The following is a 23,264-nucleotide window of genomic DNA, read 5'->3' as shown; positions in this document are numbered from 1 at the left end:
GCGCGGGTCTGCGGTGCCCAACAGAATCGGGATAACGGCATTCATTACTCTTACAGCAGCCAGGAATTTTTCTATGCCCACCACCGCGTTTATCAGCCCCGACGACATCCGCAAAGGCTTTTCCAAGGCCATGTCCGACATGTACCGCGATGAAGTGCCCCTGTACGGCGCGCTGATGGAGCTGGTGGCCGACATCAACCAGCGCGTGCTCGACGCCGACCCGAGCCTGGCGCAACACCTGCAACGGACCGGCGAAATCCAGCGCCTGGACATGGAACGCCACGGCGCCATTCGCCTGGGTACCGCCGCCGAACTGACGACCATCCGCCGCCTGTTCGCGGTGATGGGCATGCAACCGGTGGGCTACTACGACCTGACCCCGGCCGGCGTGCCGGTGCATTCCACCGCGTTTCGCGCCGTGCATGAACGTGCGCTGCAAACCAGCCCGTTCCGCGTGTTCACCTCGCTGCTGCGCCTGGAACTGATCGAAAGCCCCGAACTGCGCGCCTTCGCCGAAGCCGCCCTGGCCAAGCGCTCGATCTTCACCCCCGGCGCCCTCGCCCTGATCGAACAAGCCGAACGCGACGGCGGCCTCAACGCCAGCGACGCCGAGGCATTCATCCGCCAGGCCCTGGAAACCTTCCGCTGGCACCACACCGCCACCGTCACCGCCGCGCAGTACCGGCAACTGAGCGACCAGCACCGCCTGATCGCCGACGTGGTGGCCTTCAAGGGCCCGCACATCAATCACCTGACCCCGCGCACCCTGGACATCGACCAGGTCCAGGCCGCCATGCCCGGCAAAGGCATCACCCCCAAGGCGGTGATCGAAGGCCCGCCGCGTCGCGACTGCCCGATCCTGCTGCGCCAGACCAGCTTCAAGGCCCTCGACGAAACCATCGCCTTCACCGACGCCCAAGGCAGCCACAGCGCGCGCTTCGGCGAAATCGAACAACGCGGCGTCGCCCTCACGCCCAAGGGCCGCACGCTGTACGACCAACTGCTGAACGCCGCCCGCGACGCCCTCGGCGCCTTCCCCAACGAGGCCAACGCTGCGCGTTACATGCAATTGATGGAACAGCACTTCCAGGCCTTCCCGGATGACCACACGCAGATGCGCGAACAAGGCCTGGCCTACTTCCGCTACTTCGCCACCGACAAAGGCCTCGCGGCACGCGGCCAAGCCGACCAACCGCGCACGCTGGACGCGCTGATCGCCGCCGGTCACGTCGATGTAGAACCGCTGGTGTATGAGGATTTTCTGCCAGTGAGTGCGGCAGGGATCTTTCAGTCAAACCTGGGAGACGCGGCGCAGAGTCACTACGCGGCCAATTCGAACCAGGCCGAATTCGAACAGGCGCTGGGGCGCAAGACCCTTGATGAGTTGGCGCTGTATGCCGAGACGCAACAGCGCTCGATGGATGAATGCACTCACACGCTACTGGCCTGAAACAAACTGCCCACCCGGCTCAGCAGCGCAGTCCTCGCGCCCTATAAGCCCCCAGAGCCGGGTGGGCGGCGGGGATCATAAGTATCGGCGGGGATGATGTCTTTCAGTCAATTCTGAAAAAATGTGCAAGGGAGCGACTGATGCGCTCCCTCAGTAGTGAATGGATCGCCCGTTTTACTGCAGCAAATCCTTGATCTCATCTTTAACCAACAAGCGTTTTTCCTTTAACTTCTTCAGCTCCTCATCGCTGCCCGCTGCCTTTTCAGCGCTCACCACCAAGTCATCGACGGCGTTGTATTTATCAAACAGCGCGTTCAGACGCGGATTTTGCGCCCGGTGCCCATCGACTTCGTCCTTGCTCAAACCCAAGTCCTGATACAGGTCGTGTTTCACTGGCATGGCCTACCTCCGCAAGTTGATCAATGATTACGCCCTTGAAGCTAGCCCATTCCAAGGGGTCTTGTCATGTTTGCGGGCAAACCAGTTCCGTTCGTCGCTACATCGGCGACGCAATCAAACCTTTGCCGCACCCTGCCCTCCACTGTAGATCGCCACCCGAGGGAGACCGGTTTCATGAATCACGCCGCCACCGCTGTCGACACCCAATGCATCAACACCCTGCGCACCCTGGCCATGGATGCCGTGCAAAAGGCCAATTCCGGCCACCCCGGCACGCCCATTACCCATGACTCGATCGGCGTCGGCGAAGACGGCCCGACGCACCAGCCGATCGAGCACCTGACCCAGTTGCAGGAGAAGTACGGGTTTACCGTGGAGAATGTGGTGAAGCTGGCCAAGCAACAGATCCAACTGAACGGACATTGATCACAACTGTGGGAGGGGCGGTGTGACGGTTCGACTCGGTGGTTCAGTCACAGTATCTGTGCCTGACACTCCGTCATCGGGGGCAAGCCCCCTCCCACATTGACCGCATTCCCTTGTTTGATCGGCGGGGTTACTGGCAGATGATCGTCAAGGGCAGCATCCCGGTGCTGGCGAGGAGCCCCACTCTCACGAACACCGCCTAACCCATGTGGGAGGGGGCTTGCCCCCGATGACGGAGTGTCAGTCACTGCATGAGTGCCTGAACCACCGCCATCGGGGCCAAGTCGAACCGTCACACCGCCCCTCCCACAGCTGATCTCCTTTAATGCTCAGATCAGCTCTCGAACGAGGAACGGCGCGGTGCGGCTTTTCTTACTCTTCGCCACCTGTTGCGGCGTGCCGCTGGCAACCACTTTGCCGCCCAGATCCCCAGCGCCCGGCCCGATATCAATCACCCAGTCACTCTGGGCCACCACGCGCATTTCGTGCTCCACCACAACCACCGTATGCCCCGCGTCGACCAAATGATTCAACTGACTAAGCAAACGGTCCACATCGCGTGGGTGCAAGCCGGTCGTCGGTTCGTCCAGCACATACAAGGTGGCGCCCCGGGCATTGCGCTGCAGCTCGGTGGCCAGCTTGATGCGTTGTGCTTCGCCGCCGGACAGTTCCGTCGCCGGTTGGCCGAGGCGCAGATAGCCCAAGCCGATATCGCGCAGCACGAGCAGCGAACGCAGCACCCCTGGCTGCTCGGCAAACACCGCCGCCGCTTGCTCGACGGTCAAGCCGAGCACTTGGGCAATGTTCAAGCCTTGCCATTGGATCGCCAGGGTCTCGGGGTTGTAGCGCGCGCCGTGGCAGGTCGGGCACGGCGCATACACGCTGGGCATGAACAGCAACTCAACGCTGACGAACCCTTCGCCTTCACAGTTCGCGCAGCGGCCCTTGGCGACGTTGAACGAGAACTGCCCCGCATCGTAATCACACTGCTGCGCGGCCGGCGTGGCAGCGAACAGTTTGCGCACGTTGTCGAACAGCCCGGTGTAGGTCGCCAGGTTGGAGCGCGGGGTGCGGCCAATGGGTTTCTGGTCCACCTGCACCAGCCGGCGAATCTGCTCCAGCCCGGCGCTGATACGCCCGCCGCTGGTTTGCGGGGTGTCATCTTCCAGGCTCGGCTCATCGTCGCTTTCCAGCACGCGGCCGAGGCCACTGCCCACCAACTCCAGCAGCGCCTGGCTGACCAGGCTGGATTTGCCCGAGCCGGAAATACCGGTCACCGCCGTGAAGCAACCCAGCGGAAAATCGACACTCACCGCCTTGAGGTTATTGCGCGTCACTCCCTCCAGGCTCAGCCAACCGGTCGCTTCCCGACGCCGAGGATTCGCCGGGCGCCGTTCGGCAAACAGATATTCACGGGTCTGCGACGCTTCAACCTGCGCCAAGCCCGCCGGCGGCCCGCTGTACAGCACTTGCCCGCCGTGTTCTCCGGCCGCCGGGCCGACATCGATCAGCCAGTCGGCGCGGCGCATGGTTTCCAGGTCGTGTTCCACCACAAACAACGAATTGCCGGCGGCTTTCAAACGCGCCAGTGCCGTGAACAGCGCCTCGCCATCCGCCGGGTGCAGCCCCGCCGACGGCTCATCGAGCACATAGATCACGCCGAACAACTGCGAACCCAGTTGCGTGGCCAGGCGCAAGCGCTGCAACTCGCCGGACGACAACGTCGGCGTGCTGCGCTCCAGGGACAGGTAGCCCAGGCCCAACTCGGTCAAGGTGCTGACCCGCTCGAGCAAATCCTCGGCGATGCGTTGGGCGGCCAGGCGTTTTTCCACCGACAGCGTCATCGTGTCCTGCCCCGCCGCCACCGGCCGCAGCAGCTCGGCCAACTGGGTCAGCGACAGTTGCGACAGCTCGCCAATGTCCACCCCGGCGAACTTCACCGACAACGCCGCCTGGGTCAGCCGCTTGCCGGCGCATAACGGGCAGGCGCTGCCCTGCATGAACTGCGCGACGCGCTTTTTCATCAGCGCACTTTGGGTGTGGCTGAAGGTATGCAGGATATAGCGCCGCGCGCCGCTGAACGTACCCTGGTAACTCGGCTCCAGCTTGCGCTTCAACGCCTCGCGGGTCTGTTGCGGGGTGAAGCCGGCGTACACCGGCACGGTCGGGGTTTCTTCGGTGAACAGGATCCAGTCGCGCTGCTTTTTCGGCAGGTCGCGCCACGGGATGTCGACGTCATAGCCCAGGGTCACCAGAATGTCGCGCAGGTTCTGGCCCTGCCACGCCAAAGGCCAGGACGCCACCGCGCGCTGGCGGATGGTCAGCGAGGGATCGGGCACCATCAGCGCCTCGGTCACTTCATACACGCGGCCCAGGCCGTGGCATTGCGGGCAGGCGCCCTGGGGCAGATTTGGCGAAAAGTCCTCGGCATACAGCATCGCCTGCCCCGGCGGATAACTGCCGGCGCGCGAATACAGCATGCGGATCAGACTGGACAACGTGGTCACGCTGCCCACCGACGAACGCGCACTCGGCGTGCCGCGCTGTTGTTGCAAGGCCACGGCGGGCGGCAGGCCTTCGATGGAATCCACATCGGGCACGCCGACCTGATCGATCAGGCGCCGCGCATAAGGCGCCACCGATTCGAAATAGCGGCGCTGGGCCTCGGCATACACCGTGGAAAAGGCCAGGGACGACTTGCCGGAACCCGACACGCCGGTAAACACCACCAGGGCATCCCGTGGGATATCCACATCGACGTTACGCAGGTTATGTTCGCGAGCGCCGCGAACCCGCACGAACCCGAGGGGTTGGCTGGTGATCTGAGGGATGTTGCGCGATGAAGTCATGGTCAACCTTGTGGCGCGGCAAGCACGCTGCGCACCCGATGCGTCTGGGTTTCGCGGTTATAGGGCTTACTCAGCAAATGAATGTCAGGGCTCAGCAGGTGGGGGATTTCGTTTCATTGCATATAGCTTATCCACGCAGGCCAGGGCAACTGCGCTCAGTGAAAATCCCGACTGCGCACAGCGACGCCTTCCAGCAACGGCGACAGATCGGTGAGACGCCCGGCGATCAGGTGCCGCACCTCGCCCACCGCCTCCCAGCGCCCGTCCACCTTGAGCAGGCGCGAGCCTACCAAGGCCTGGCGCTGGCGCTCTGCCAGGTCGCGCCAGACCACCACGTTCAGGTTGCCGAACTCATCCTCCAACGTCACAAAGGTCACGCCGCTGGCGGTGCCGGGGCGCTGGCGACCGGTCACCAGCCCAGCGACGCTGACAGTGCGGCCATGCTCCACCGCCATCAGCTCAAGGGAACTGCGGCAGCGGCGTTTGCGCAATTCCTCACGCAGCAACGCCAACGGGTGCGGGCCGAGGGTGGTGCCGAGCGTGGCGTAATCGGCCTGCAGGTCCTCGCCCAGCGTGGGCGCCGGCAGTTCCACCCGTGCTTCGTCGGGGCTGGGCAGGCCGGCGAACAGCCCGAGTTGTTTGTGTACCCCCGCCACTTCCCAGCGCGCCGTGTGCCGGTTGCCGGCCAAGGCCCGCAAGGCCCCGGCATCCGCCAGCAAGGCTTGGGCGCGGGAGTCCAGCCCGGCGCGTCGGTCGAGGTCGGCAATGTCGCTGAATGCACGGTGCTCGCGCGCCGCTTCGATCCGTCGCCCATCCTCTTCGCGAAACCCCGCGATCATGCGCAACCCCAGGCGAATCGCCGGTTGCGCGCCGTCGATGGGTTCCAGGCTGCACTCCCAGTCACTGGCCTGCACGTCCACCGGGCGGATCTGCAAACGATGGCGCCGCGCATCCTGCAGGATCTGGTCCGGGCTGTAGAACCCCATGGGCCAGCTGTTGATCAACGCACAGGCGAAGGCCGCCGGTTCATGGCATTTGAGCCAGCAACTGGCGTAAGTCAACAAGGCAAAACTGGCCGCGTGGGATTCCGGAAAGCCATAGCTGCCAAAACCCTTGATCTGCTCGAAGATCTGCGCGGCGAAGGCTTCGCTGTAGCCGTTTTTGAGCATGCCGGTACGCAAGCGTTGCTGGTGCGGTTCAAGGCCGCCGTGACGTTTCCAGGCCGCCATGGAGCGGCGCAACTGATCGGCTTCGCCGGGGCTGTAATCGGCGGCGACCATGGCGATCTGCATCACCTGTTCCTGGAACAGCGGCACACCGAGGGTGCGTTTGAGTACCGCTTCAAGCTGCGGCGACGGATAGGTGGTGGGCTCCTCTTTGTTCCGCCGCCGCAGGTACGGATGCACCATGCCACCCTGGATCGGCCCCGGGCGCACGATGGCAACTTCAATCACCAGGTCATAAAAGGTCTGCGGCTTGAGCCTGGGCAGCATCGACATCTGCGCCCGCGACTCGATCTGGAACACGCCGAGGGTGTCGGCCTTGCTGATCATCGCGTAGGTCGCCGGGTCTTCCTTGGGGATCGTCGCCAGGCACAGGTCAAGGCTGCGGTGGCGGCGCAACAGGTCGAAACAACGGCGGATCGCGCTGAGCATGCCCAGGGCAAGGATATCCACCTTGAGCAGGCCGACGGCGTCGAGGTCGTCCTTGTCCCATTGGATGATGGTGCGCTCGGCCATCGCCGCATTTTCCACCGGCACCAGGGTGTCCAGCGGGTGTTCGGAAATCACGAAGCCGCCGGGGTGCTGGGACAGGTGCCGGGGGAAGCCGATCAGTTGCTGGGTCAGCGTGAGCACGCGGCGCAGCACCGGGCTGTCGGGGTCGAAACCGCCTTCGCGCAAACGCTCCACGGGCGGTGCATCGTCACTCCAGCGCCCGCAGCACTCGGCCAGCGCATTGACCTGGTCCGGCGGCAAACCCAGGGCCTTGGCCACGTCGCGCACCGCGCCGGCAGCGTGGTAGCTGCTGACCACCGCCGTCAGTGCGGCGCGGGTGCGGCCATAGCGCTTGAACACGTATTGCAGCACCTCTTCGCGGCGTTCGTGTTCGAAGTCGACGTCGATGTCCGGCGGCTCGTTACGCTCCCTGGACAGGAAGCGCTCGAACAGCATGTTCATCAGGCTCGGGTTGATCTCGGTGATGCCCAGGGCGAAACACACCGCCGAGTTGGCCGCCGAACCCCGGCCCTGGCACAGGATCGAACGGCTGCGGGCAAAGCGCACGATGTCATGCACGGTGAGGAAATAGCTTTCGTAACCCAGCTCGCTGATCAGCTCCAGTTCGTTATTGATCTGCTGCAAGGTCTTGGCGTCGACCCCTTGCGGCCAGCGCCGGGCGATGCCTTCTTCGGTGACGGCGCGCAGCCAGGATCGGGCGTCATAGCCGGCAGGCACCAGCTCACGCGGGTACTGGTAGCGCAGTTGGCTGAGGTCGAAGGTGCAGCGGCGGGCGATGACCAGGGTTTCGTCGAGCAACGACGGCGGATACAGCGCCTGTAACGCCGGCAGGCTGCGCAGATGCCGTTCGCCATTGGGATGCAGGCGCGTGCCGGCTTCGGCCACCGGCACGTGATGACGGATGGCGGTCATGGTGTCTTGCAGGGCGCGGCGGCCGCGGGCATGCATATGCACATCGCCGCAGGCCACTGCCGGGAGCTGCAGGCTGGCGGCCAGTGCCAGGCGTTGCTCCAGGTGACGCGCGTCGTCCTGCCCGCAATGCAGATGCACCGCCAGCCACAGGCGCTCGGCGAAGGTACGGCGCAACCATTGGATCGAGGCCTGGGTGTCGCTGTCTTCGGCGATCCAGAGCGCCAACAGGCCGGGCAGCGGTTGGTCGAAGTCTTCTGGCAGCAGGCGATAACAGCCCTTCTCCGCCCGCCGCCGGGCCAGGGTAATCAAGCGGCACAGGTGTTGGTAGCCGCTGAGGTCTTCCACCAGCAGCAGCAATTTCGGGCCGTTTTCGAGGCGCATCTCGCTGCCGATAATCAGCGGCAAGCCCACTGCCTTCGCCGCCTGCCAGGCGCGCACGATGCCGGCCAGGGTGCATTCGTCAGTGATCGCCAGGGCGCTGTAGCCCTGGCGCTTGGCCCGTTCGAACAACTCCAGCGCCGTGGAGGCACCGCGCTGGAAGCTGAAATTGGACAGGCAATGCAGCTCGGCGTAGCTCATGCAAACCAGCCTTGCAGCCACAGCCCATCGCTTTGCCCCACGGTGCGGTAGGCCCAGCCTTGCTGACCGGCGCGGGTCTGGATCAGGTAATAGTCGCGGCGGATATCGGCGCCATCCCACCAGCCCGATTCGATGCGCTCCGGGCCCTTCAGGATCTGCACGCCCGCCTCGGCCAGCAAGGTCGGCTCGGCGAGCAACCAGCCGGGGCGTTGCACGTTGTTCAAAGTGGGGCACGGGTTTTTATCGGCCGCCGCTTGCCAGGCGCATTCGGGGCGGTGGTCGGCGTGAAAGCGCAGGCCTTGCACCGCTTCATCGCCAAGCCGCGCGCGCAGGCGTTCGCGCAGTTGTTCCCAGGGCAGGGTCTGTTGCGGGCGGTCATCGAACAGGTCCTGGCGTTGCGGCACGAACACCGGCAGGTCCTGGGCCACCAAGCGAACACCGCGCACGGGTGCGCTCACTTGCACTTGCTCCAGGCGCCCGCGGGCCAGTTCGAACAGCATCGCCGCATCACGCTCGGCGCTGAGCAGGCCGACCTTGATCACGCTGTCCGGGGCCTGGGCGTGTTCCAGGTGCAGGGCGAAACGCTGCACGCCACTGTCGCGGCCACAGAGGAAGGCGGACAGGTCACCGGTCAGACGGCGCAGCGGAAATAGCAAGGCCTGGTGGGATTGCACGTCGAAGTTCAGCTCGATGCGCACATCGAAGCGGTCCGGCGGTTGATAGAACCCTAGGGCCAGCGGCCGCTGCCCGCTCAGGGCATCCAGATGCTTGAGCAACGCCGCATCAAAGCGCCGCGCCAAGGTGTGCCGGGGCAACGCCTGCACCTGGGCCAGGCGGCGCAAGCCCATGCGCGACAAGGCGATAGCGGCCTGCGGATCCAGGCCGGCGCGGTCAATGGGCAGCGGCGCCAAGGCCTGCATCAATGCCTGATCATCGGCCACGGCCAGGCCATCGTAGAGGTTCGCCAGCACCCGCGCCGCCGCCGGGTTGGGCGCGGCGACGATGCGATGACGAAAGCCCAGCTCGCTCAGCTCTTTGCGCAGGCGTGCCTCAAAGCGCGGCCAAGGCCCGAACAGGCCCAGGCTCGACTCGATCTCAAACAGCAAGGCGCGCGGGTAAAACACGCTGACCTGGGAACTGAACTGGTAGGCCCAGGCCGCCAGAAACTGCTGCCAACGTTCGATTTCCACGGGGTCGTATTCGGCGCAGGCAAAGGTTTTGACCAGCGCATGCGCCGCCGTCAGCGATTGACCAGGGCGCAGGCCCAACGTGTGCGCGGCCGCATTGACGGTTTGCAGGACGCGCCGCTGCGGCGTACCGGCCAGCAGTGCCAGCGGCTCGTGCGGCGCCGGATGCATACGCTGCACCGCGTCCAGCGCCAATTGCGGAAAAACAATACAGACCCAGCGCATGCCAACCTCAGTGCCCGACCAGCGCAATCGGCGCCGGGTGGGCCAGCCCGCCCCGGCACTTGAGCACCCGCACTTGCGCGGGCCGGGCGTCGACCGCCAGGCGTAAGGCGGCCGGCGAGGCGTTGAGCGCTTCACTCAAGGCGCGCCAGGCAAACGCCAGGGTCTGCCCGGTTTCCGCCGCCACCTGCAAGCGCCGCAAGGCACGATCATCGGCCTTGCGCGGCCAGCACAACACCGCACCGCAACTGCCCGAACGCAGGCACTGCTCGACCGCCCACAACGCATCCCGCTCCTCGGCCCGGACCACCGCGAGCTGACGCACATCCACCCCGGCGTTCTGCCAGGCGTGGGGGTACGGCGTGTAGGGCGGCGCCACCAGCACTATGCGTTCCCCCGCCGCCGACAAACGCGCCAGGGTCGGCAACACCAGTTGCAGTTCGCCCACGCCGTCCTTGGCCATGAGGATTTCGCTGAGGGCCGACTCCGGCCAGCCGCCCGTGGGCAGCACCGCATCCAGCGCCGCGAGCCCCGTGGGGTGGACACTGGCCGGTGGCGCGGCGGGCCGGCCCTTCCACACGCGCCCGCCATTGAACAGCGCGTCCAGGGCAACGACGGCGCCCATCAGCCTTGCCTCACCAGGCCGCAGAACACGCCTTCGATGGCCAGCTCCTGATCGGGCCTGACCACGATGGGTTGATACGCAGGGTTGCGCGGCAGCAGGCGCACGCTGTCGCCCTTGCGTTCGAAACGCTTGATGGTGACTTCACCGTCCAGGCGCGCCACCACAATCTGCCCGTTCACCGCTTCGGCACTGCGGCGCACGCCCACCAGGTCGCCGTCAAGGATGCCGTCTTCGATCATTGAGTCGCCCTGTACCCGCAACAGATAGTCCGGGGTCTTCGCGAAAGTGGCCGGGTCGAGTTGCAGGCGGCTGTGGACTTCGGCATCGGCGCCGATGGGCAAGCCGGCGGCGACTCGGCCGAGCACCGGAACGTCCAGCCATTCAGGCCGCGCTGGCGGGTTGAGCAGGCGAATGCCACGGGCCTGGTGGGGGTTGACCTCGATGAAGCCGGCTTCGGTCAGGGCCACCACGTGTTTGCGCGCGACGCTGCGGGAGGCGAAGCCGAATGCCTCGGCGATCTCGGCGAGGCTGGGGGGTTGGCCTTGTTGCGCGATGCGGTCGCGGATGAAGGTCAGGATGGCGGTGCGGCGGGGGGTTAGGGTTGTCATGGAGTACATTTGTACTCCTGTGGGAAATTTCTGACAATAGCCGGTAGTCGGGGTTGGGGGGGATTGGTGACCGTGTGCATATCCGTTTTTTCGGTAACGGCGGCTTATGGTTCCGCTCTTACAGCAGGTCACTTTGGAAAAAAAAGCCTCAAAGTAACCAAATGTATGGTCAGCCCACCTTTTGCTATCCAGTCACGATGAACGGTAAATCAGGCTTGCGCTAATGTATCCGGGCTCCTTGTGAGCGCGGTTACGCGTTCGGCCCTTGATGAGTATTCGCTCCTGCCTGTCCTTAAAAGCGCTTCAGCTTCGAAAGCTATTTTGCTTATCAGGTTCTCAGCCAGGGTATCTGCCGTTTATCGCCATCAATTACTGACGTCGCAAAAGCCGGTGGTAAAGCTGGGTCACACGGTGAAATGCCCGTTGTAGGTGCCACCTTTGGTCAGCAGCGCCCAGACAATCCTGGCCATTTTATTAGCCAGCGCACAGGCAACTTTGTTAAGCGGTTTCCGAGCCAGTAGGTTTCTGGCCCAGACTCCAAGGGCGTCGTTTCGCTTATCGATTCGATAAAGCAGGGTTTGGGCGCCCTGCATCAGCAAGGTTCTCAAATACCGATCCCCGCGCTTGCTGATACCCAGGAGCGTGGTTTGCCCTCCGGTTGAGTATTGCCGTGGCACCAGCCCCAACGAAGCCGAAAAATCTCGGGACGATTTATATATCGAAGCGTCCCCGACATCGGCCACCAGCGCGCTAGCGATGAGGGGGCCTATGCCGGGGATGCTCTGTAATCTTTTGCCAGCGTCACTCCCGTTCACCTGCTGCTTGATCTCGATATCCAGTGCTTTGATTTCGCTGGTCAATTGACGAATGTCATCAAGCATCCGACTAATAGCCTGCCGCAGGCGCAGCGGTAGATTGTGCTCTTCCATCAATGCAGGAACCCGATCCAGCGCGGCATAGCCAGCGGGAAAGATAACGCCAAACTCCAGTAAGAACCCGTGCACCTGGTTGATCACTCCAGTGCGCCGACTCACCAGTGATTTACGCAGTTTATGCACGGTCGACAACACCTGCTGATCAACCGACTTGACCTGTACAGAGCGCGTTCTGGGACGTGATGCGGCCTCACAGATAGCCTCGGCATCAATGAAGTCGTTCTTGTTGCCGGTGACGTAAGCCTTCACATGCTGCGGCGCTATCAGTTGGACCTGATGACCGAGCTTGGTGATTTCTCTGGCAAGAAACTGTGACCCGCCACAGGATTCCATGGCGACTTTGCAGGGGGGCATTTGTGCAAGTAATGGCAGCAACTGGCTTCGATTGAGCTTCTTGCGCAGTACCTGATGGCCTTGTGCGTCCTGGCCGTGTAAGTGGAAGCTGTTCTTGCCAATGTCGATGCCTAGAAGCGTTACGCTGTTCATGAGAAAACCTCCTCAGGAAAAGTGAGAACCTCAGTAGTGTAGACCTGAGGTTCTCGCCGGGCTGACCATCTCATTAGGGCTCTTGCCCCACCACTCGGCACCTCGCTAGTGCTCGGTGTGCCCTCACTCCGGCCAGCGTGGTTTAACGGGGCGCCTAAGATCAAAAGCAAAAGCCAGAGCAGAACGAGTTCTATCTGATCCATGGAGATCAAAATGTGGGAGGGGGCTTGCCCCCGATGGCGGTGGATCAGTCATGCATGTAGTGACTGACACACTGCCATCGGGGGCAAGCCCCCTCCCACATTTTTGACCGAGTTCGGCTCGCAGAGTCAGGTCGGCTACAAGGCCGCTTTGCTTTTGATCTGAGGCACACCGGGCCTAGCTTTGGCTACTTTTGAGAAAACGGATATCGACACGCCCCACTCTCACCACCCCTCTTTCAACATCCGCAACTCCAGATGCTGCAACAGCATGATGGTCTTCCCATCCACAATCTCCCCACTCTCCACCATCGCCAGCGCCCGCTCGAACCCCAATTCCAGCACCTCGATATCCTCACCCTCCTCTTCAATCCCACCGCCCGTGCCCACCCGATCCCCCGGTTGGTACTCACCGAGAAAAAAGTGAATCCGCTCAGTCACCGACCCCGGGCTCATAAATGCTGCATAGATCTTCTCCACATGCCCCACCCGATAGCCCGTCTCTTCTTCGGCTTCCAGGCGAATGCGTTCCTCGGGGCTGGCGTTGTCCAGCAACCCGGCCGCAGCTTCGATCAGGTAACCGGGGTAGTCGTTGACGAAGGTGGGCATGCGGAACTGTCGGATCAGCAGCACGGTGCGCTGTGCGCGGTTGTACAGCAGGATGGTCGCGCCGTTGCCCCGGTCGTACACCTCGCGGGTCTGGGCCTGCCAGTTGCCGTCGCGGCGGCGTAGGTCGAAGCTGTATTTTTTCAGCAGGTACCAATTGTCCGAAAGCGTCTCTTCGGCGGTGATGCGAACGGGGCTGTTGTCCATGGTCGGGCCTTTGCTCAAAGGAGCAGGAGCATGTCGCGGTGGCAAGGTCAGCGTCAAGCGGGTCGCATACCGCTACAATCGCGCCCACAAAAGGTCTCTCCAAGGGCAAGGCAATGTCGCTGCATATCCCGACGCTACTGATAGTGGCCGTGTTCGTGTTCTGCCTGATGGGCCTGCTCACCGTGCATGCCTGGAGCCGTGGCCGCGAGCCAACCCTGGGCTATCTCGGCATCATGCTGCTGCTCGCCTCCCTGGGTACCGGGCTGATCGTGGTGCGTGGCGTGGGCGTGGACTTTGTCGCATTGATCCTGGGCAATGTCGTGCTGTTGCTCAGCGCCGCGATGAACTGGACCGCCATGCGCACCTTCGTGCAACGCAAGCCCAGCCTGCCGGGGATTTTTGCCGGGTGTGGCGTGTGGCTGTTGATGTGCCTGCTGCCGCAGTTCTATGGTTCGCTGTCGGCGCGGGTCTCCCTGTATTCGCTGCTGGCGGCCGGTTATGGCGTGCTGTCGGCCCTGGAGCTGTGGCGCAACCGCGCGACCCTGGAAGTTGCCTACGCCCCCGCCCTGGTGCTGACCCTTTTGCATACCGCGTTCTACGGCATACGCGCGTTCACCGACCCCGGCCTGCCGATGAAAAACGCCCAGGCCTCGGGGGGCGAAGGCGTGCCGTTTTTCTCGTTCATGCTGTTTGAATCGATGCTGTATGCCATCGGCATTGCCTACGTCACCCTGGCGATGGTCAAGGAGCGCGCCGAGTTGCGCTTCAAGGCCGCCGCCTTCAGCGATGCACTGACCGGCGCCGGCAACCGCCGCGCCTTTATGCTCAAGGGCGAAAAACTGCTGGCCGACTGCAACCGTCGCCAGCGCAGCGCAGCCCTGTTGCTGTGCGACCTGGACCACTTCAAGCGCGTGAACGACAGTTTCGGCCACCCCATGGGCGACCAGGTGCTGATCGCCTTCAGCCAGGTGACCCGGGCAACGCTGCGCAGCGGTGATGTGTTTGCGCGTATCGGCGGTGAAGAGTTCGCCTGCCTGCTGGTCGACAGCGATGCGGCCGGTGCGTTTGAAGTGGCCGAGCGTATCCGCCGCGGGTTTGCCGAACTGGACCTGCTGACGCCGGGGTTCTTGAGCGTGAGCATCGGCATCGTGACCACCACGGCGGCCGGCCACGACCTCTCGCACTTACTGTCCCAGGCCGACCAGGCGCTGTACCAGGCCAAGGCTCATGGACGCAATCGGGTGCAGGTGATGACGAAGATACCGACACAGGTCGTCACCCACTCAACCGAACACACCAACGCCTCATAAAATGTGTTTTCGGCACTGGGTTCGCGCGGGGCTGTCAAGCGCAAACCCAGCCTATGCTGGCCCGCGCCAGAAGTTGATCAAATATTGACCTTGGGTTGAATCGCCAACCCCCGCCGGGCCCGCGCAAAGTTATCCACAGAGATACCCACGGTTTTCGTGGACAACTCTTTTTATTTTTTTACGATTTTTTTGCTCAACCCGCACCTTGGGGAAAGGTGCCAGGCAGCAAAATATCGCGATTCACATCGCGTATATCGTTATACCCGCACAGCGCCATCGACACGTCCAACTCGCGGGCGATGATCTCGAGCGCCTTGGTCACGCCCGCTTCACCCATCGCGCCCAAACCGTACAAATGCGGGCGACCGATCATGGTGCCTTTGGCGCCCAATGCCATCGCCTTGAGCACGTCCTGGCCGGAACGGATACCGCCATCGAGCCACACTTCAATACGCTCGCCCACCGCCTCGACGATCGCCGGCAATTGGCTGATGCTCGACGGCGCGCCATCCAGCTGACGACCGCCGTGGTTGCTCACCACCAACGCATCGGCGCCGGCATTCGCGGCCAGGCGCGCATCTTCCACATCGAGGATGCCCTTGATGATCAGCTTGCCGCCCCAGCACTTCTTGATCCACTCCACATCGTCCCAGCTCAGGCGCGGGTCGAATTGCTGGGCGGTCCACGACGACAGCGAACTCATGTCGGCCACGCCTTTGACATGCCCGACAATATTGCCGAAGCCATGGCGTTTGGTGCCGAGCATGCCCATCACCCAGCGCGGCTTGGTCATCATGTTGAGGATATTCGGCAGGGTCAGTCTGGGTGGCGCCGACAGGCCGTTGATCAGGTCCTTGTGACGTTGCCCGAGGATCTGCAGGTCCAGGGTCAACACCAACGCATCGACACCGGCGGCCTTGGCGCGCTCGATCAACTGCTCGATAAAGGCGCGGTCGCGCATCACATAGAGTTGAAACCAGAATGGCTGGCCGACCTGTTCGGCGATGTCTTCCAGGGAGCAAATGCTCATGGTCGACAAGGTGTAGCGCAGGCCAAAGGCTGCAGCGGCGCGGGCCGTGAGAATTTCACCATCGGCATGCTGCATCCCGGCCAGGCCGGTGGGCGCCAGGGCGACTGGCATGGCCATGTCCTGGCCGATCATGGTGGCGCGGATCGAACGCTCATCGATATTGCGCGCCACCCGTTGGCGGAATTTGATCTGGGCAAAATCGCTTTCATTTGCCCGGTAAGTGCTTTCAGTCCAAGAGCCGGAATCGGCGTAATCGTAAAACATCCTTGGAACGCGTTTTTGCGCCAGCTTGCGTAAGTCTTCGATGGTTGTGATCAACGACATCGGGGTCACCTCTCCCTGAACTGAGCACAGAGAGTAACCGCCCATCGGCCGTACAACCAGCCATTGCGTTCATTGTGATCAGGCCGCTGACGGCTCGTCCGTGGCAGGTGGTTCGGGGGTGAGCCCCCAGTCGCCGTGTTCGTACCAGTCATCACCGATCATCTCGGCCGGGTGCATGGTGCGGTCGGCGCCGTTGCCACAGGCCAGGTCGGTCGTGGCGCAATAGCGGTCGCAGCCCCAACAGATGCGCTCGGGGTGCTTGGGGTGCAGCGGAAAAGGCTTGGCCATGACGAGGTTCCCTACCGGCGAACGATAGAGCCAACCTAACCTGAGCAAGGGTGGATGGCCTTGACCGCCGTCAAGGTCGGTCAACATGAAATATCGCCTAAACTTGACAAGAATCATTATTGTTTACGATCAACCTTTCTAGACTCGGGTTTTCTCCCCTCCCCGTCAGGAAGCCTCCATGCGTATCCCTTCTTCATTGTCCCTGGTCCTGCTGTTGTCCACCTCTGCGGCGTTCGCCAAGGAGTATCCGATCGGCGAACCGCAGCACTGCCCGGGGCTGGAAATCGGCGCGGTGTACCTGCAACCGATCGAGATGGCGCCCGCCGGTATGATGCGCGCCACCGCCGACTCCGACGTCCACCTTGAAGCCGATGTACGCGCCACGGCGGACAATGCCCAAGGCTTCCAGGAAGGCAGTTTCGTGCCGTACCTGAACCTGTCCTTTACCTTGAAAAAGCAAGGCAGCGACACGCCGATCACCGGTGATTTCCACGCCATGGTCGCCAATGACGGGCCGCACTACGGCGACAACGTCAAGCTTCAAGGCCCGGGCAAATACACCCTGACCTTCAGCGTATTGCCGCCCAGCGGCCACCAGTCCCTGGGCCGCCATACCGACAAGGAAACCGGCGTCGCACCGTGGTTCGAACGCTGCGAAGTGCATTACGAATTCGTCTACGCCGGCATCGGCAAGAAAGGCGGCTACTGATGCCCCGCGCCCTGCTGCTGGGCAGCTTGCTGCTGAGCGGCGCGGCCCTGGCGGCGCCGTTGCCGACCTATGAACTGACCTTGCAGGACGGCCACTTCATCCCGCCGCAACTCACGGTCAAGGCCGGTGAGCGCTTCAAGATCGTGCTGCACAACCTCGGCCAAGGCCCGGCCGAATTCGAGAGCACACCGCTGCGCGTGGAGAAAGTCTTGTCCCCCGGTGTGACCACCTTCGTGGTGATCCACCCGCTCACGCCAGGGCTGTATCCGTTCTTTGACGAGTTCAACCCACAGTTGCCCGAAGGCAGCATCCTCGCCCAATAGCCCCGGAAGCCGTTGATGAATCAATCGATGTTTATTGTCTGGCGCGAAAGCGTCGAGGCGCTGCTGGTGATCGGCATTCTGCAGGTCTGGATCAGCCGCCAGACCGCGCACTCGCGCCTGGGGCGTTTCCTGTGGGCCGGGGTGGTCCTGGGGTTGTTTTGCTCCGCAGGCTTGGCCGGCCTGATGCTGTGGGCCGGTGAGGCCATGACCGGCCCCCAGGGCGAATGGCTGCAAGCGGCGCTGACGTTATTGGCCAGCGGCCTGATGGTGCAGATGGTGTTCTGGATGCATCGCCACGCGGCCACGCTCAAACACACCCTGGTACGCGAAGCCGATGAACGCCTGGCCCGCCAGGGCGGTTGGGGCGTGTTGCTATTGACGCTGTTGGCGGTGAGCCGCGAAGGCAGTGAAACCGTGGTGTTTCTGTACGGTGCCGGCGCGCGTCTACAGGGCCCGGCGCTGAACCTATTCGCCATCGGCGGCGTGCTGGGCCTGGTGCTGGCGGGGCTCACGGTGCTGCTGTTGCGCAGTACGCGGCGCTTCATTTCCTGGTCGCTGTTTTTCGCCCTCAGCGAAGCGCTGTTGCTGCTGCTCGGCGGAGCCTTACTGGTGGCGGCCGTGGACCGTATCAGCGGGCAATTGCTGGCGATGGACATGCCCGAGTGGGTTTATTCCAGCTTCGGTGAAAGCCGCTGGGACAGCAGCGCCCTGCTCAGTGACAGCCACGGCTTGGGCGCGCTGCTGGCAGACTTTGTCGGCTACCGCGCCGCGCCGAGCCTGGTGACCGTGCTGGTGCTGCTCGGTTATTGGCTGTGGGTGGGCAACGGCCTGCGCCGCTCGCGGCACGCAGCATGAGCTGGCTGCAGCGCCTGGGCGATGGCATGCGTCGTCATGCCCGGTTGATCCGTGCCGTGCAATGGGCCGTGGTACTGATCTACGCCGTGCTGCTGGTGCTGCCGGCGCTGCTGCCGTTGCCGGACAGCCAGGCACGCCTGGTGAACAACCTGACGCTGCTCGCGCAATTCATCTTCTGGGGCCTTTGGTGGCCGTTCGTGTTGCTCTCGATGGTGCTGTTCGGGCGCCTGTGGTGCGGCGTGCTCTGCCCGGAAGGCTCCCTGAGCGAATGGGCCAGCCAGCACGGGCGCGGCCTCGGCATTCCGCGCTGGGTACGCTGGGGTGGCTGGCCGACGCTGGGCTTTTGCCTGACCACCCTCTACGGCCAATTGATCAGCGTGTATGACTACGCCCAGGCCGCCCTGCTGATCCTCGGCGGTTCGACCCTGGCTGCGGTGATCGCCGGCCTGTTGTTCGTGCGCGGCAAGCGCGTGTGGTGTCGGTACCTGTGCCCGGTCAGCGGCGTCTTCGCCCTGCTCGCCCGCCTGGCGCCGGTGCATTTCGCGGTGGATGAACAACGCTGGAAAGCCAACGACGCACCGCGCCTGCCGCTGCCCAACTGCGCGCCACTGCTGGATATCCGCCGCCTGCAAGGGGCCAGCGAGTGCCACGCCTGCGGCCGCTGCAGCGGACAACGTGGCGCGGTGCAACTGATCGCCCGCTCGTGCAATCAGGAGATCCTGCAGGCGCCCCATCAGCAAGGCTCGGTGTGGGACGCGCGTTTGTTGCTGTTTGGTGTGATCGGTTTGGCGATGGGGGCTTTTCAATGGACCGTCAGTCCGTGGTTTATCGCGCTTAAACAAAGCCTGGCGACGTGGCTGGTCAGCCATGACTGGTTATGGCCACTGCAAGACAACGCGCCGTGGTGGTTGCTGACTCATTATCCGCAGCTCAATGACAGCTTCAGTTGGTTGGATGGCGTGTGCATTGTGCTGTATCTGGGGGGGAGTTCGTTGGTATTGGGGGGTGGCTGCTGGCTGCTGCTGCGGCTGGCGGCGTGGGTGGCGGGGGATCGTGCGCTGTTTCGGCCCCTGGTACTGACGCTGACGCCCCTGGGTGGTGCAGGGTTGTTCCTCGGATTGTCGGCGACCACGGTGAAGTTGTTGCGGTATGAGGGGTTGGGGTTGGCTTGGGTGCAATCGGCGCGGGCGGTGTTGTTGATGGCGGCGGTTGGGTGGTGTTTGTGGTTGGGGTGGCGGCAGCTTCGGGGGGTTGGGCGCGGGTCGCGTTGCCTTGCGGGGTTGTGCGTGTTGCTGAGTACGGGGTTGGTGGGGTGTGGGTGGTGGTTGCAGTTTTGGGGGTGGGGTTGAGTGCCGTTTTTTCGGTGATGGCGGCTGTGTACATATCCGTTTTTTGGGGGTGCCTCGCCTGTGTTCGGCCAGCGTGGTTTAACGGGGCGCCTAAGATCAAGATCCAGAATGAGTTCTATCTGATCCATGGAGATCAAAATGTGGGAGGGGGCTTGCCCCCGATAGCGGTGGATCAGTCATGCATGTAGTGACTGACACACTGCCATCGGGGGCAAGCCCCCTCCCACATTTCTGACCGAGTTCGGCTTGCAGGATCAGGTTGGCTATAAGGCCGCGCCCAAGAGCAAGAGCCAGAGCAGAACGAGTTCTATCTGATCCACGGAGATCAAAATGTGGGAGGGGGCTTGCCCCCGATAGCGGTGAGTCAGCCAAGGATGCATCAACTGATACACTGAAGTGCGCCCCAAAAGTTGGACAGTGATTGTTAGGCTACAGCGGACCGGGCTCTGTACGCTACAGGGCTCAGTCCGCCAAGCTTCGTTTTGATTCGTTTATGGTTGTAGTAATGGATGTATTCAGCCAGTCCAGCCTGCAACTGAGCCACGCTGTCGAAGCTTTCCCGGTAGTAAAATTCTGACTTCAACGTACCAAAGAAGCTCTCCATTGTGGCGTTGTCATAGCAGTTTCCTCTGCGTGACATGCTCTGTTCCAACCCTGCTTTTTCTAGTTGATCCCGGTACTTTGGGTATCGATAGTGCCAACCCTGATCCGAGTGCAGCATGGGTTTGACGCCCTCAGGCAAGCGCTCAAGAGCTTGTTCCAGCATGTCGCCCACCAACGCATATTGGGGGCGTGTGGCGGTCTGATAAGCCACGATTTCTCCGTTGTACAAGTCTAAAACTGGAGACAGATACAGCTTTCCGCCAGCCACTTTGAACTCGGTGACATCCGTTACCCATTTCTGATTCGGTTGTTCAGCCTCGAACTGACGAGCCAGGGTATTGGGCGAGACTTTTCCCATCGGCCCTCGATACGATCTGTATTTCTTCGGTCGTACCGTACATTTCAGACTCAACTCCCCCATCAGTCGCCGCACCGTTTTACTGTTGATCAACTGTCCGTTGCTGCGCAGAGCTAAAGTCATACGACGATAGCCGAAGCGCCCCTTATGCTCGTCTTGAAGGCTCTGGATAGAGGCTTTCAGCGAAACGAACCGGTCTGCTCCGTCCATCGCCTTGAGTTGGTAGTAGTACGTGCTGCGGGCGAGCCCAACCAGTTTGAGCAAAGGGTCCAAAGGGAAGCTTTGCCTCAACTCAGAGACTAATCGGGCTTTTTCTTCGCTTCTTTCTCGCGCCTCATTACCGCCTCGCCTAACTCCCCAAGCTTTTTTAGGTAGGCGTTCTCCATGCGCAAATACTGGAGTTCATCAAGTAAAGCCTTGTGAGCACGCTCTTGGTCGGTGAGTGGGGCAGCCGTTTTTCGAGGTTTAGCTGGTGGTTTGGACATAGCGATATTCAATCCTTTTTCCCCTGAGGCCAGGGCTTCAATACCGCCACTGTAATACTGCTGCTGCCATCTGCCCACTTGGGTAGAGTCACCCAGATTGAAGAGTGCCGCTGCGCGGCGAAAAGAGAGGGAGTCACGCCACATGCGTTGCAGAACGGAGAACTTGAACAAAGCACTATAACGTCCACCGGAACTACTCAGACTGGCCTCACCGTGCAGCCGGTAAGCTTCCACCCAGCGGCGAAGCAAAGTGGGGTCCATTTGAAATCGGGCTGCAATATGGCGAAAGCCACGGCCTCGCTCTAGGAAGGCGGTAATGGCGGAAAGTTTGAACTGCGCGGCGTACTTGCTCATGAAAAAGCCCCAGGAGTTGGATGAGTGTCCAACTTTTGGGGCGCACTTCATGGATCAGTCATGCATGTAGTGACTGACATACTGCCATCGGGGGCAAGCCCCCTCCCACATTTTTTTGACCGCGTTGGGCTTTCAGGATCAGGTCGGTTATAAGGCCGCCGCGCGTTGGTTACTTTTCGGGTTGGCCATTACCGAAGAAACGCATCGCCACACCACCTAAACCTTAAACCGCGCCACCGTCTGATGCAGCTCCCCCGCCATCCCCGCCAGATCATGCCCCGCCGTCTCGGTATGCAAAGCTCCCTGCAACACCTGCTGCGACAGGTTCCGTATCCCCACCAGGTTACGATCCACTTCCCGCGCCACCAGTGCCTGTTCTTCGGTGGCGCTGGCGATCATCAAATTGCGCTCATTGATCTGCGAAATCGACCGGGTGATTTCATCCAGCGCTTCCCCCGAACGCTGCGCCACGCCCAAGGTCGCCTGCACCCGCTCGCTGCTGTCGTGCATGGCGGCCACGGCGTGTTCGGTGTCCTGGCGGATGTTGCCGATCATCTGCTCGATCTCCTGGGTCGAGGTCTGAGTACGATGAGCCAGGGCGCGCACTTCATCGGCGACCACCGCAAAACCGCGCCCGGCATCGCCGGCACGGGCCGCTTCGATCGCGGCGTTGAGGGCCAGCAGGTTGGTCTGGTCGGCGATGCTGCGGATCACGTCCAGCACGCTGCTGATGTCTTGCACGCGGCCGGCGAGTTGCTGGATACGTTCGGAGGTTTCCACCACGCCGGTGGCCAGGGTGTTGATCGAGGCCACGGTTTCCTGCACCTGCGCCCGCCCAAGCTGGGCGGTCTGTTCCGACAGGCGCGAGGCTTCGCTGGTGCTCACCGCGTTGCGCGCGACTTCGTCGACGGCGGCGGTCATTTCGTTCACCGCCGTGGCGGCCTGTTCGATTTCCTGGCCCTGCAACTGCAGGCTGCTGCTGGTCTGGCTGCTGACCGCGCTCAACTCTTCCGACGAGCTGGCCACGCCATCCACCGAGGCGGCGATCTGCCGGACCATCTGGTTGAGGTTCTGCTGCATCTGGTGCAGGTTGCGCATCACGCTGCCGTCGGCACTGTTGCCCAGCGGCACCTCGATGGTCAGGTCGCCCTGGGCGATATGGTTGAGCACCCGCGCCACCTCGTCCGGCTCGCCGCCCAAAGGTCGGGTGACGCTGCGGGTGACGATTACGGCGGCCACCACGACCAGGCTCACGCACAGCAGCAACAGCCCGATCATCATGCGGCGCGCATCGTCGTAGAGGATTTGCGCAGCTTGCTCGCGCTCGACGAACAGCCGGCCTTGCATGGCCATCAACGCATCGAGGCTCTTGAACACCTCAAGTTCGGCCGGCACCACCTGCTGTTTGAGCAGGGCCAGGCCCTGGTCGTGGGCGCCCTGCTTGATCAGCGCCTGCACCTGGGTAAAGGCCGCGACGTAGGTTTCCCGATGGGCTTTCAACGCGGCATAGGCTGCCTTGCCTTCGGCGGTATCGAACAGCGGCTCCAGGGCGGCGAACGCCTGGGTAATGCGCTGCCGGGTGGTGCCGATGGCCTCCTGGGCCGGCTGGTTATCCTGGTCGATCAGCAGGTCGCGGGTGTTGCGTCCGTTATCGCGCACGCCGGTGGCGATCACCATGATCGGTGCGATTTTCGGCCAGTCCTGCTGCACGATCTGTTCGGACTGTTGCTTGAGGGTTGCCAGGTCGTGCAAGGCGTAAAACACCAAACCGACCAGAGCCAGCGGCGCAATCGCGAAGCCGATGACAATGCGTTGTGCCGTGGTTAACTGCGTCATTCTAAACATTCCT

Annotated in this window: 19 protein-coding genes; 7 read left to right on the top strand and 12 right to left on the bottom strand. The window is 62.6% G+C overall.

The window, feature by feature from the left end; genetic code table 11:
- Positions 1–73 precede the first annotated feature (73 nt).
- Complete coding sequence (hglS, locus tag U5A08_RS12230) at positions 74–1,450, top strand: 2-oxoadipate dioxygenase/decarboxylase HglS (RefSeq protein ID WP_253395170.1); 1,377 nt, start codon at positions 74–76, stop codon at positions 1,448–1,450.
- Between the two features lie 174 nt (positions 1,451–1,624).
- Here hglS and U5A08_RS12225 read toward each other — a convergent pair whose 3' ends face one another.
- A complete protein-coding gene (locus U5A08_RS12225; protein ID WP_253395168.1) occupies positions 1,625–1,849 on the bottom strand; it encodes a DUF465 domain-containing protein in 225 nt (74 codons plus the stop codon).
- Positions 1,850–2,023: 174 nt separating this feature from the next.
- On the opposite strand from U5A08_RS12225, the gene U5A08_RS12220 reads away from it, so the two are divergent.
- Positions 2,024–2,275: a thiamine pyrophosphate-binding protein gene (locus U5A08_RS12220; protein WP_253395166.1), complete on the top strand. Its 252-nt coding sequence runs from the start codon at positions 2,024–2,026 to the stop codon at positions 2,273–2,275.
- 329 nt (positions 2,276–2,604) lie between these two features.
- On the opposite strand, the gene U5A08_RS12215 is transcribed toward U5A08_RS12220, so the two are convergent.
- The 7 genes from U5A08_RS12215 to U5A08_RS12185 all read right to left on the bottom strand — a co-directional run bounded on the left by U5A08_RS12215 (position 2,605) and on the right by U5A08_RS12185 (position 13,427).
- A complete protein-coding gene (locus U5A08_RS12215; protein WP_321851709.1) occupies positions 2,605–5,124 on the bottom strand; it encodes an excinuclease ABC subunit UvrA in 2,520 nt (839 codons plus the stop codon).
- A gap of 155 nt (positions 5,125–5,279) precedes the next feature.
- A complete protein-coding gene (locus U5A08_RS12210) occupies positions 5,280–8,372 on the bottom strand; it encodes an error-prone DNA polymerase (protein ID WP_321851707.1) in 3,093 nt (1,030 codons plus the stop codon).
- On the bottom strand, positions 8,348–9,763 hold the full coding sequence (locus U5A08_RS12205; protein ID WP_321851706.1) for a Y-family DNA polymerase: 1,416 nt from the start codon (positions 9,761–9,763) through the stop codon (positions 8,348–8,350). The genes U5A08_RS12210 and U5A08_RS12205 overlap by 25 nt, the downstream gene beginning before the upstream one ends.
- Positions 9,764–9,770: 7 nt before the next feature.
- Complete coding sequence (gene imuA, locus U5A08_RS12200; RefSeq protein WP_253395158.1) at positions 9,771–10,385, bottom strand: translesion DNA synthesis-associated protein ImuA; 615 nt, start codon at positions 10,383–10,385, stop codon at positions 9,771–9,773.
- Positions 10,385–11,002: a transcriptional repressor LexA gene (lexA, locus tag U5A08_RS12195; RefSeq protein WP_253395156.1), complete on the bottom strand. Its 618-nt coding sequence runs from the start codon at positions 11,000–11,002 to the stop codon at positions 10,385–10,387. Before lexA ends, imuA begins: the two co-directional genes overlap by 1 nt.
- Before the next feature lie 395 nt (positions 11,003–11,397).
- Positions 11,398–12,414 (bottom strand): IS110 family RNA-guided transposase, encoded by a 1,017-nt coding sequence (locus U5A08_RS12190; protein WP_177033629.1) that lies wholly within the window; start codon positions 12,412–12,414, stop codon positions 11,398–11,400.
- A 425-nt stretch (positions 12,415–12,839) separates the two neighbouring features.
- Complete coding sequence (locus U5A08_RS12185; protein WP_247406823.1) at positions 12,840–13,427, bottom strand: NUDIX domain-containing protein; 588 nt, start codon at positions 13,425–13,427, stop codon at positions 12,840–12,842.
- Between the two features lie 113 nt (positions 13,428–13,540).
- Here U5A08_RS12185 and U5A08_RS12180 point away from each other — a divergent pair, with 113 nt between their 5' ends.
- Complete coding sequence (locus tag U5A08_RS12180; RefSeq protein WP_321851704.1) at positions 13,541–14,737, top strand: GGDEF domain-containing protein; 1,197 nt, start codon at positions 13,541–13,543, stop codon at positions 14,735–14,737.
- 193 nt (positions 14,738–14,930) lie between these two features.
- On the opposite strand, the gene U5A08_RS12175 is transcribed toward U5A08_RS12180, so the two are convergent.
- Both U5A08_RS12175 and U5A08_RS12170 read right to left on the bottom strand, forming a co-directional pair.
- A complete protein-coding gene (locus U5A08_RS12175) occupies positions 14,931–16,091 on the bottom strand; it encodes an alpha-hydroxy acid oxidase (protein WP_247406829.1) in 1,161 nt (386 codons plus the stop codon).
- A 78-nt stretch (positions 16,092–16,169) separates the two neighbouring features.
- On the bottom strand, positions 16,170–16,379 hold the full coding sequence (locus U5A08_RS12170; RefSeq protein ID WP_017849308.1) for a DUF3079 domain-containing protein: 210 nt from the start codon (positions 16,377–16,379) through the stop codon (positions 16,170–16,172).
- Between the two features lie 178 nt (positions 16,380–16,557).
- On the opposite strand from U5A08_RS12170, the gene U5A08_RS12165 reads away from it, so the two are divergent.
- Genes U5A08_RS12165 through U5A08_RS12150 form a run of 4 tightly spaced genes read left to right on the top strand, consistent with a single transcriptional unit; the run spans position 16,558 to position 19,615 of the window.
- The gene (locus tag U5A08_RS12165) at positions 16,558–17,088 is read left to right on the top strand and encodes an iron transporter (RefSeq protein ID WP_247406847.1); all 531 of its coding nucleotides are present in this window, start codon (positions 16,558–16,560) and stop codon (positions 17,086–17,088) included.
- Positions 17,088–17,411: a cupredoxin domain-containing protein gene (locus tag U5A08_RS12160; RefSeq protein WP_253395150.1), complete on the top strand. Its 324-nt coding sequence runs from the start codon at positions 17,088–17,090 to the stop codon at positions 17,409–17,411. Before U5A08_RS12165 ends, U5A08_RS12160 begins: the two co-directional genes overlap by 1 nt.
- Positions 17,412–17,426: 15 nt before the next feature.
- Complete coding sequence (locus tag U5A08_RS12155; RefSeq protein WP_253395148.1) at positions 17,427–18,266, top strand: FTR1 family iron permease; 840 nt, start codon at positions 17,427–17,429, stop codon at positions 18,264–18,266.
- Complete coding sequence (locus U5A08_RS12150; RefSeq protein WP_321851702.1) at positions 18,263–19,615, top strand: 4Fe-4S binding protein; 1,353 nt, start codon at positions 18,263–18,265, stop codon at positions 19,613–19,615. The genes U5A08_RS12155 and U5A08_RS12150 overlap by 4 nt, the downstream gene beginning before the upstream one ends.
- A gap of 424 nt (positions 19,616–20,039) precedes the next feature.
- Here U5A08_RS12150 and U5A08_RS12145 read toward each other — a convergent pair.
- Together U5A08_RS12145 and U5A08_RS12140 are read right to left on the bottom strand one after the other, a co-directional pair.
- A protein-coding gene (locus U5A08_RS12145) for an IS3 family transposase (protein WP_321847797.1) occupies positions 20,040–21,415 on the bottom strand; the annotation gives its coding sequence in 2 pieces (ribosomal slippage) (positions 20,040–20,912 and positions 20,915–21,415; 1,374 coding nt in all).
- Positions 21,416–21,631: 216 nt separating this feature from the next.
- A complete protein-coding gene (locus U5A08_RS12140; protein ID WP_321851700.1) occupies positions 21,632–23,251 on the bottom strand; it encodes a methyl-accepting chemotaxis protein in 1,620 nt (539 codons plus the stop codon).
- Positions 23,252–23,264 lie beyond the last annotated feature (13 nt).

The sequence above is a fragment of the Pseudomonas paraveronii genome, assembly GCF_963681955.1.
GTDB lineage: Bacteria > Pseudomonadota > Gammaproteobacteria > Pseudomonadales > Pseudomonadaceae > Aquipseudomonas > Aquipseudomonas paraveronii.
The sequence above is the reverse complement of the archived record's forward strand: the minus strand, read 5'-3'. Positions and strand labels throughout refer to the sequence as shown.